The following is an 8,858-nucleotide window of genomic DNA, read 5'->3' on the forward strand; positions in this document are numbered from 1 at the left end:
ATTCCTTAATTCTATGAAATTCAGGTTCATATTATAAACGATCATCAAAGTGAAATAAAAAAACGAGAAGAATATAAACTAAACCACAAGCAAACTAAACTAAATTTTAAACCAAATAATGAACAAATTTTCCACTATCGATTACGTGATCTTCGTAATCTATTTTATTGTAGTTACGAGCTACGGGTACTGGGTTTACAGCCGTAAACAGGTCAAAGGGGTATCTGATAGTCACGACTTTTTCCTGGCCGAGGGTTCACTTACCTGGTGGGCTATCGGTGCATCGCTGATTGCCTCAAACATATCTGCCGAGCAATTTATTGGCACCAGCGGACAGGGTTTCCAGGTTGGTTTGGCCGTTGCAGCTTACGAATGGGTAGCAGCTATTGCGCTCATTATTGTAGCTGTATGGTTTATACCGGTATACCTGAAAAACAAGATTTTCACCATGCCGCAGTTTCTGCATACGCGGTACAACGAAACGGTGAGTTTTATCATGGCCATTTTCTGGCTGTTGTTGTATGTGTTGGTTAACCTTACTTCCATACTTTACCTGGGTGCTTTGGCCATTAATAACCTTATGGGCGGCGGATATCTGCATGAGATCATCATCGCGCTATCCATTTTTGCCTTGTTCATTACCCTTGGCGGTATGAAGGTGATTGGCTTTACCGATGTTATACAGGTATTGGTACTGGTTGTTGGCGGTTTGGCTACCACTTATATAGCGCTTACTTTGGTGAGCGAGCATTTTGGTTTGGGCAAAGATGCCATGGCGGGTTTAAATAAAATGATGAGCGATGCGCCTGATCACTTCAAGATGATGATGGCTAAACCTAAACCCGGCGCACCACAGGCTGAGATCAATAAATACCTGGCCCTGCCTGGTATTGCCATGTATTTTGCCGGTCAGTGGATCGTGAACCTTAACTACTGGGGCTGTAACCAGTACATTACCCAAAGGGCTTTGGGCGCTAACCTGAAGACTGCCCGTACAGGGATCCTTTTTGCAGGTTTAATGAAACTGGCTATGCCTGTTATTGTGGTTTTACCTGGTATTGCCGCTTACGTATTATACAAAAACGGCGGTTTACAACAGGAAATGGCATCAGGTGGTCACTTCAATTCGGATAATGCTTACTCGGCTATATTGGGCTTTTTGCCGACGGGCTTAAAAGGCCTTTCGGTTGCCGCTTTAACGGCTGCTATTGTGGCTTCACTTGCGGGTAAGGCTAACAGTATCTCTACCATTTTTACGCTTGATATTTACAAAAAGCATATCAGCAAAGAAGCCAGTGAAAAGAGTATGGTTAATGTAGGCAGGCTTACCATTTTGGCCGCCCTGATCTTCTCTATCATGCTTACCTGGAAAGACCTTTTAGGCATTGGCGGTGAAGGTGGCTTTACTTTCATCCAGAAATATACCGGCTTTATAAGCCCGGGGATCTTTGCCATTTTCATTTTAGGTTTCTTCTGGAAACGTACTACAGGAGCAGCGGCTATTGCGGGTATTATAACAGGCTTTTTAATGTCGGTATTGTTTAATAATTATGCTCCTGCACTATTCGGGCACGAAACATTCCTTTACTCAGCTTTCCCTAATGGTAAGGGCGGTTATGAAATTCCGTTCCTGATCTGTATGGGCTTATCGTTCATGTTCACCATTATTGTGATGGTGGCCATCAGCTTAGCCGGTCCGAAAGTTAATGCTAAAGCATTTGAAATTCCGAGCAGTATGTTCAAGGTTGAAAAATCAACCATGGCATTAATTGTAGTTACGCTTATCCTGCTTACCATGCTTTATGCTAAATTCTGGTAAGTACAATAATTTATAAAATGAAGTTTTTTATTGACACAGCCAACCTGGCACAAATTAAAGAAGCCCATGAACTGGGTGTATTAGACGGTGTTACCACCAATCCATCATTGATGGCAAAGGAAGGTATTACCGGCCATGAAAATATCATTAACCACTACAAAGCCATTTGTGAAATTACCGATGGCGATGTAAGTGCCGAAGTAATTTCAACCACTTTTGATGAGATGGTTGCCGAAGGTGAAGCATTGGCTGCCCTTCATGAGCGTATTGTGGTAAAGCTGCCCATGATAAAAGATGGCGTAAAAGCTTTAAAGTATTTTAAGCAAAAAGGTATTAAAACCAATTGTACGTTGGTGTTTTCTGCAGGGCAGGCCTTACTGGCTGCTAAAGCGGGTGCTACCTATGTTTCGCCGTTTATTGGCCGTTTAGATGATATCTCGACTGATGGTTTGCAGTTGATTGAGGATATCAGGCTGATATATGATAACTATGGTTATGAAACACAGATCCTGGCGGCTTCGGTACGTCATGCTATGCACATTGTTAATTGCGCTAAGCTTGGGGCCGATGTTATTACTGGTCCGCTGAGTGCTATTACTGCTTTGCTAAAACATCCGCTTACAGATAACGGACTTGCCCAATTCCTGGCCGACCATGCCAGGGCTGCAGGTAATTAGTTGAAATATTTGATTTTTGAATAAGAAAGTCCCGCGCGAGGCGGGCTTTTTTTAATTAAATATTTTAAGTGTTTTTTTAACAATTATAAATTAATTTTTATACATTGGTCTCGCTGATCCCTAACCATCAGTTAAACCCAATTATTTGTTCCGGAAATTATAATAGTTAAACAGCAATGCTTTAAAAAGGCAAGCTAACAACCTCAAATTATGAAGAATAACAAGAATTTACTAATGATGTTAAGCTGTTCGGCAGCGCTTTTTGCGGCTTGTAACAGTAATCCAAAAACAACTGATTCAACCGTGAAAGATTCAACTTCGGTAACAACCCAGTCTATACCCGATTCGGCAAATTTTGAAGCCGATGTACAAGGGCAAAAAGCAAAACTCATCACCCTTAAAAACAACAGCGGTGCTACCGTGGCTATTACCAATTATGGCGGCAGGCTGGTAAGCTTGCTGGTACCCGATAAAGACGGCAAAGCTACTGATGTTATTTTAGGTTACGACTCGCTGAAAAGCTATCAAAAACCAAAAGAGCCTTATTTCGGTGCAATCATTGGCCGTTATGGTAACCGTATTGCTAAAGGTAAATTTACCCTTGATGGTAAAGCTTACCAACTGGATATTAACGATGGCGTAAATACACTGCATGGCGGCTTTAACGGTTTTTATGGCAAAGTATTTTCGGCTAAGCAATTGAGCACTTCGCAACTGGAACTTACTTACGTATCAAAAGATGGTGAAGGTGGTTATCCAGGTAATTTAACAGCAACCGTAGTTTATACTTTGGGAGATGATAACGCGCTTAAAATAGAATACAAAGCTACAACCGATAAAACTACCGTAGTTAATTTAACTAATCACGCTTATTTTAACCTGAACGGCGCGGGCAGTCCAACTATTACCGATAACGTATTGCAAATAAATGCCGACGCATTTTTGCCTGTGGATACCACATTGATCCCAACCGGCAAGCTGCAACCAGTTAAAGGTACACCGTTTGATTTTACCACATCAAAAACCATTGGTAAAGACATTGATGTGGCCGACGAGCAATTGAAAAATGGTAAAGGTTACGACCATAACTTTGTTTTAAACAAGCATGACCTTACTACTCCTGTTGCTACCGTAAAAAGTACTGTTACCGGTATCACTTTAGAAGTATTTACTGAAGAGCCCGGACTGCAATTTTACTCAGGTAACTTTTTAACCGGCGCAACTAAAGATGGAAAAGGCGGCAAAGCTTATCCGCACCGTTCGGCGTTTTGTTTAGAAACTCAGCATTTTCCGGATGCGCCAAATCAGGCTGCGTTTGCTTCAACCGTGTTAAAGCCGGGGCAAACTTACCATACGGTTACCATTTACAAATTCTCCAAATAAATAAGCTATGTTAAAAAGAGCTTTTTTAATGCTGTGTGCTGCCGGTACTTTTACGGCGGTACATGCGCAAATACAATATACTATTGCGGCTGATAAGGTGAAAGCACATATTCAGCCAACCATGTATGGGATATTTTTTGAGGATATTAACCTTGCTGCCGATGGCGGTGTATATGCCGAACTGGTAAAAAACCGCTCGTTTGAGTTCAATATGCCTTTGATGGGATGGAAAGAACTGAAAAAGGACGGGGGCGATGGCAGAACAGAGGTGATTAACCGTGCTGTTGAGCGGCCGGAGAATGCGCACTTTATAAAAAGCTATATCACAACCGACGCTGGTTTTTACGGATTCTCGAATGAGGGTTTTCGCGGTGGGATGGGCGTTAAGGAAGGTGAGGAATACAGCTTTTCGGTGATAGCAAAACAGGAAGGTGATACCAACGTAAAGTTGAACATTGAACTGCACGGTGATAATGACGCCATTATAGGTAAAGCCGAACTTACGCCGACAGATAAAGAATGGAACCGTTACAGCGTAAAATTTAAATCGAGCGCTACGACGCCAAAAGCCAAATTATATGTTTGGATGAGCGGTAAGGGCGTCATTGATCTGGATATGATCTCCCTGTTTCCTGAACACACCTGGAAAAACCGTCCCGGCGGTTTACGTGCCGATCTGGTACAAAAACTGGCTGATCTGAAGCCTGGCTTTTTACGTTTCCCGGGTGGATGTATTGTTGAGGGCCGTGAATTGAACAACCGTTATCAATGGAAAAAAACCATAGGTCCCGTTGATAAACGCGAAAATATCATCAACCGCTGGAATACCGAATTTAAGCACCGCCCGGCACCTGATTATTATCAAACCTTCGGTCTTGGTTTTATGGAGTATTTCATGACCGCCGAAGATATCGGTGCGTCGCCTTTGCCAATCCTGAATTGCGGTATGGCCTGCGAGTTTAATACAGCAGAGCTGGTACCTTTGGATAAGCTTGATCCTTATGTGCAGGACGCGCTTGACCTGATTGAGTTTGCCAACGGCGATGCCAGCACCAAATGGGGTAAGCTGCGTACAGACCTTGGTCACCCGGCACCGTTTAATTTGAAAATGATAGGTGTAGGTAATGAGCAATGGGGACCGCAATATGTTGACCGCTGGAAAATTTTCACCAAGGCAATCAAAACTAAATACCCGAATATTAAGATCGTATCAGCTTTGGGGCCGTCGCCTGAAGGAAAGGAGTTCGATCTGTTAAATACAACATTCCGCAGTTTAGGTGCCGATATTTTGGATGAGCATTACTATGCACCACCAAAATGGTTCAGGGATAATGCCCGCCGTTATGATAATTACGACCGTAAAGGCCCTAAGATCTTTGCTGGCGAATATGCTGCACAAAGTGTATCTACAGTAAACCCGGATAATAAAAATAATTGGGAGTGCGCACTGTCTGAAGCTGCCTTTATGACCGGGTTGGAACGTAATGCCGATGTGGTGAACATGGCTTCATACGCCCCGCTTTTTGCCCATGTGGAAGGCTGGCAATGGACTCCAAACCTCATTTGGTTTGATAACCTGAAGAGCTACGCCACACCAAATTACTATGTGCAGCAATTGTTCTCGCTAAACAAAGGTACGGATGTAGTACCGCTCACCTTGAACAACGAAGCTGTAGCCGGGCAAAATGACAGCTATGCTACTGCCAGTTTGGATAAAAATACGAATGAACTGGTGATCAAGTTTGTGAATACCAGCACATCGGCACAAAATGTAAGCTTTAAAATTACAGGTTCAAAAGGCTATCAAAAGCAAGCTACCGTTACTACGTTGAAAGCTGATACTAAGGATGCTGAAAACTCATTAACAGCGCCAACGGCAGTTAGCCCTGTTGAAAGTACGGTTGATATCTCCGGAAACACCCTGAAGCTTGCAATTGAGCCATACTCTTTTAAAATAGTAAGGCTTAAAAACAAATAAATTGAAAAAGATCCTTCTGATCATATCCTTATTGTTCCCGGGCATTATAAGTAATGCCCAGGAACTAAGGACTGATATATCGGTGCACGATCCGGTAATGACCCGGCAGGATAGTACGTATTATATCTTTTGTACGGGTAATGGCATTGCTATGTGGTCGTCAACTGATAGGGTACATTGGAAGGCTGAGACGCCGGTATTTGCAACAGCGCCTCAATGGGCAGTTGATGCTATCCCCGGTTTTAAAGGACACATCTGGGCACCGGATATTTCCCTTTATGAAGGGACTTACTACCTGTTTTACTCAGTATCTGCCTTCGGCAAAAATACTTCGGCTATTGGTGTGGCAACAAATACAACGCTGCATACCAATGATCCGACTTATAAATGGGTTGATCATGGTAAAGTGGTCCAATCCATCCCCGGTAAAACCAACTGGAATGCAATCGACCCTAATTTAATTACCGATAAAGATGGTACACCTTATTTAGTATTCGGCTCATTTTGGGATGGATTGAAACTGGTGAAACTGAATAAAGACAGGTTAAGCGTTGCAGAAGATCTTGATAAGATCCCAACTATCGCTACCCGCAGAAAAGCCATCTCCGAAAATCTTCCGGCTGTTGACGGTAACCCGGTTGATGCGAGTGGTAATGCCATTGAGGCCCCGTTCATTTTTAAACACGATAAATATTTTTACCTGTTTGCCTCGATAGATTATTGCTGTAAGGGACCCAAGAGTACTTACAAAATGATCATCGGTCGCTCAAAAAATCTAAAAGGGCCATATCTGGATAAGGATGGCATTGCCATGAACAAAGGAGGAGGCGGTATCCTGCTGGCTGGTGATGCCAATTGGTATGGTGTAGGCCATAATGGCGTAAGCACTTTTGATGGGGTGGACTATATAATATTTCACGGTTATGACGCTGCGGATAGGGGAATTTCAAAATTGAGAGTGGAGAAGCTGGATTGGGTTGATGGATGGCCCGTGGTAGAGAAGTGATCTTGGTATGATGTTGCCCGTGGGGACACGGGCCGGGGGAGTTTAAAGTTATATTAAAATCATGTCATTGAGGAGGAACGACGAAGCAATCGCATACTATACAGGGCGGATATGCTTCCGTGCGGTTGCCACGCTATCGCTCGCAATGACATGACTTTATTTCTGCAGGTTTAAGCGTCCGTGCTTAAACGCATTTTCGTGTAAGCGTCCACGCTTACGCGCACCTGAAATACCTAATAACGTGAGCATGGATGCTCACATTTTGTATTATTCAAGCGTGGACGCTTGAACATGCGATAAGGACATTATGAAAATATCAAAAAAAATAATCGCTTTAGCCATAACTGTCGGCAGTTTAGCCTCAGTTAAAGCTACTCCCCGTGATACCACTTTCCACGCCGAAGGTAACCCTATTATCAAACATAAGTACACAGCTGATCCCGCGGCTATGGTTTATAAGGATAAAGTTTACCTGTACACCGGGCATGATGAAGCTGCTCCCGGCCATAATGGCTATACCATGCACGACTGGACTTGCTTCACTTCAACCGACATGGTGAACTGGACAGAGCACCCTTCGCCGCTTAATGTTAAAGAATTTAAGTGGGCAAAGGACGATGCCTGGGCATCGCAGGTGATTGAACGGAATGGTAAATTTTACTGGTATGTGGCTGCCGAACATGCCACTATCCATGGTAAAGCCATTGGGGTAGCGGTATCTGATAGTCCGCTGGGGCCGTTTAAGGATGCCCGCGGCAGTGCTTTGGTTACTAACGATATGACCAAAGCTGTAAAACATTCCTGGGATGATATCGACCCGACGGTTATCATTGATAAAGACGGACAAGCTTACCTGTTTTGGGGCAATGGCATTTGCTATTACGCTAAATTGAAAAGCAACATGACCGAACTTGACGGTGAGATCAAAACCATCACCCTGCCTCATTACACCGAAGCGCCGTGGATCCATGAACGTAACGGTTGGTACTACCTGTCATACGCCTATGAATTTCCTGAAAAAATAGCTTATGCCATGAGCAGGAATATCAACGGCCCATGGGAGTATAAAGGGATCATCAATGAGATTGCCGGAAACTCCAATACCAATCACCAGGCTATAATTGAGTTTAAAGGCAAATGGTATTTTATATATCACAACGGCGCGCTGGTACCTGATGCCGGAAGTTTTCACCGCTCGGTTTGCATCGATTATCTGTATTATAACAAAGATGGTAGTATCAAGCGGGTGATCATGACCAGTGAGGGAGTGAAGCCGGCGGAGTAGTTTTATTGTAGAGACGCATCACGTGCGTCTCCGGTATGCAGATCAATTACGGAGGTGCGTTTGTCCTGATGGGAGACGCATGTGATGCGTCTCTACATAAGGAATATTACAAAATAAGAAGCAGGAAAGGCCGATACCTTTCCTGCTTTTTGCTTTTGGAGAATCTTCCTGCAACAAATCGTATCAACTTTTCTTCAAAACCAATCAAACGTAACTAAACGTTAAAACTGGTTCAAATTATCCTATATTTTTAGTGCGGAATAATTAATTCAAAAACCAATATAGCCGGCTCAAATAGTTTGTCGGAACTGTTTGACCGGCTTTATAACCTACAATTATGAACATTAAAAAGTTTATTATCATTGCTGCCGCCGCGCTTCCATACTTTGCCCATGCGCAGGAATGGCAGCCCAAAAAAGCCGTTTTAATGACGCGCTTTGCCAAAGACGTCGACCCGAAAAATGTATTGCCCGAGTATCCCCGTCCGCAGCTGGCGCGCGAAAAATGGCTGAATCTAAACGGCCTGTGGCAATACCAGCCGGGAACCGCCGGTGAGGCTGTACCCCAAGGCAAGTTATCTAAAACTATCCTTGTGCCATTCCCGGTTGAATCGGCTTTGTCGGGCGTAATGGAACAACACGACCGCATCTGGTACCGCCGTAAATTCACAGTCCCTGCTTCATGGAAAGGTGAACATGTCCTGCTCCATT

General features: G+C 43.6%; 6 protein-coding genes and 1 pseudogene. All 7 read left to right on the forward strand.

The window, feature by feature from the left end:
- The first annotated feature begins 118 nt into the window (after nt 1-118).
- Entirely contained in the window at nt 119-1,819 is a 1,701-nt protein-coding gene (locus VF500_RS22165) for a sodium:solute symporter family transporter (protein WP_330861766.1), read from the forward strand.
- A gap of 17 nt (nt 1,820-1,836) precedes the next feature.
- On the forward strand, nt 1,837-2,496 hold the full coding sequence (gene fsa, locus VF500_RS22170; RefSeq protein WP_121233617.1) for a fructose-6-phosphate aldolase: 660 nt from the start codon (nt 1,837-1,839) through the stop codon (nt 2,494-2,496).
- 210 nt (nt 2,497-2,706) lie between these two features.
- Entirely contained in the window at nt 2,707-3,879 is a 1,173-nt protein-coding gene (locus tag VF500_RS22175; protein ID WP_330861767.1) for an aldose epimerase family protein, read from the forward strand.
- 7 nt (nt 3,880-3,886) lie between these two features.
- Nucleotides 3,887-5,857, forward strand: a complete 1,971-nt coding sequence (locus VF500_RS22180; protein ID WP_330861768.1) for an alpha-L-arabinofuranosidase C-terminal domain-containing protein — start codon at nt 3,887-3,889, stop codon at nt 5,855-5,857.
- A gap of 1 nt (nt 5,858) precedes the next feature.
- A complete protein-coding gene (locus tag VF500_RS22185) occupies nt 5,859-6,863 on the forward strand; it encodes a family 43 glycosylhydrolase (protein ID WP_330861769.1) in 1,005 nt (334 codons plus the stop codon).
- 307 nt (nt 6,864-7,170) lie between these two features.
- Nucleotides 7,171-8,148, forward strand: coding sequence for a glycoside hydrolase family 43 protein (locus tag VF500_RS22190; protein ID WP_330861770.1), 978 nt, complete (start codon nt 7,171-7,173; stop codon nt 8,146-8,148).
- A gap of 337 nt (nt 8,149-8,485) precedes the next feature.
- A pseudogene (locus tag VF500_RS22195) lies at nt 8,486-8,858 on the forward strand (beta-galactosidase); the annotation flags it as partial.

The sequence above is a fragment of the Mucilaginibacter sp. genome, assembly GCF_036383575.1.
In the GTDB taxonomy this organism is placed as follows: Bacteria; Bacteroidota; Bacteroidia; order Sphingobacteriales; family Sphingobacteriaceae; genus Mucilaginibacter.

Coding starts and splice junctions, on each gene's coding strand:
- VF500_RS22175 (WP_330861767.1), top strand. CDS start 2,707: ATGAAGAATAACAAGAATTTACTAATGATGTTAAGCTGTTCGGCAGCG.
- VF500_RS22180 (WP_330861768.1), top strand. CDS start 3,887: ATGTTAAAAAGAGCTTTTTTAATGCTGTGTGCTGCCGGTACTTTTACG.
- VF500_RS22190 (WP_330861770.1), top strand. CDS start 7,171: ATGAAAATATCAAAAAAAATAATCGCTTTAGCCATAACTGTCGGCAGT.
- VF500_RS22165 (WP_330861766.1), top strand. CDS start 119: ATGAACAAATTTTCCACTATCGATTACGTGATCTTCGTAATCTATTTT.
- fsa (WP_121233617.1), top strand. CDS start 1,837: ATGAAGTTTTTTATTGACACAGCCAACCTGGCACAAATTAAAGAAGCC.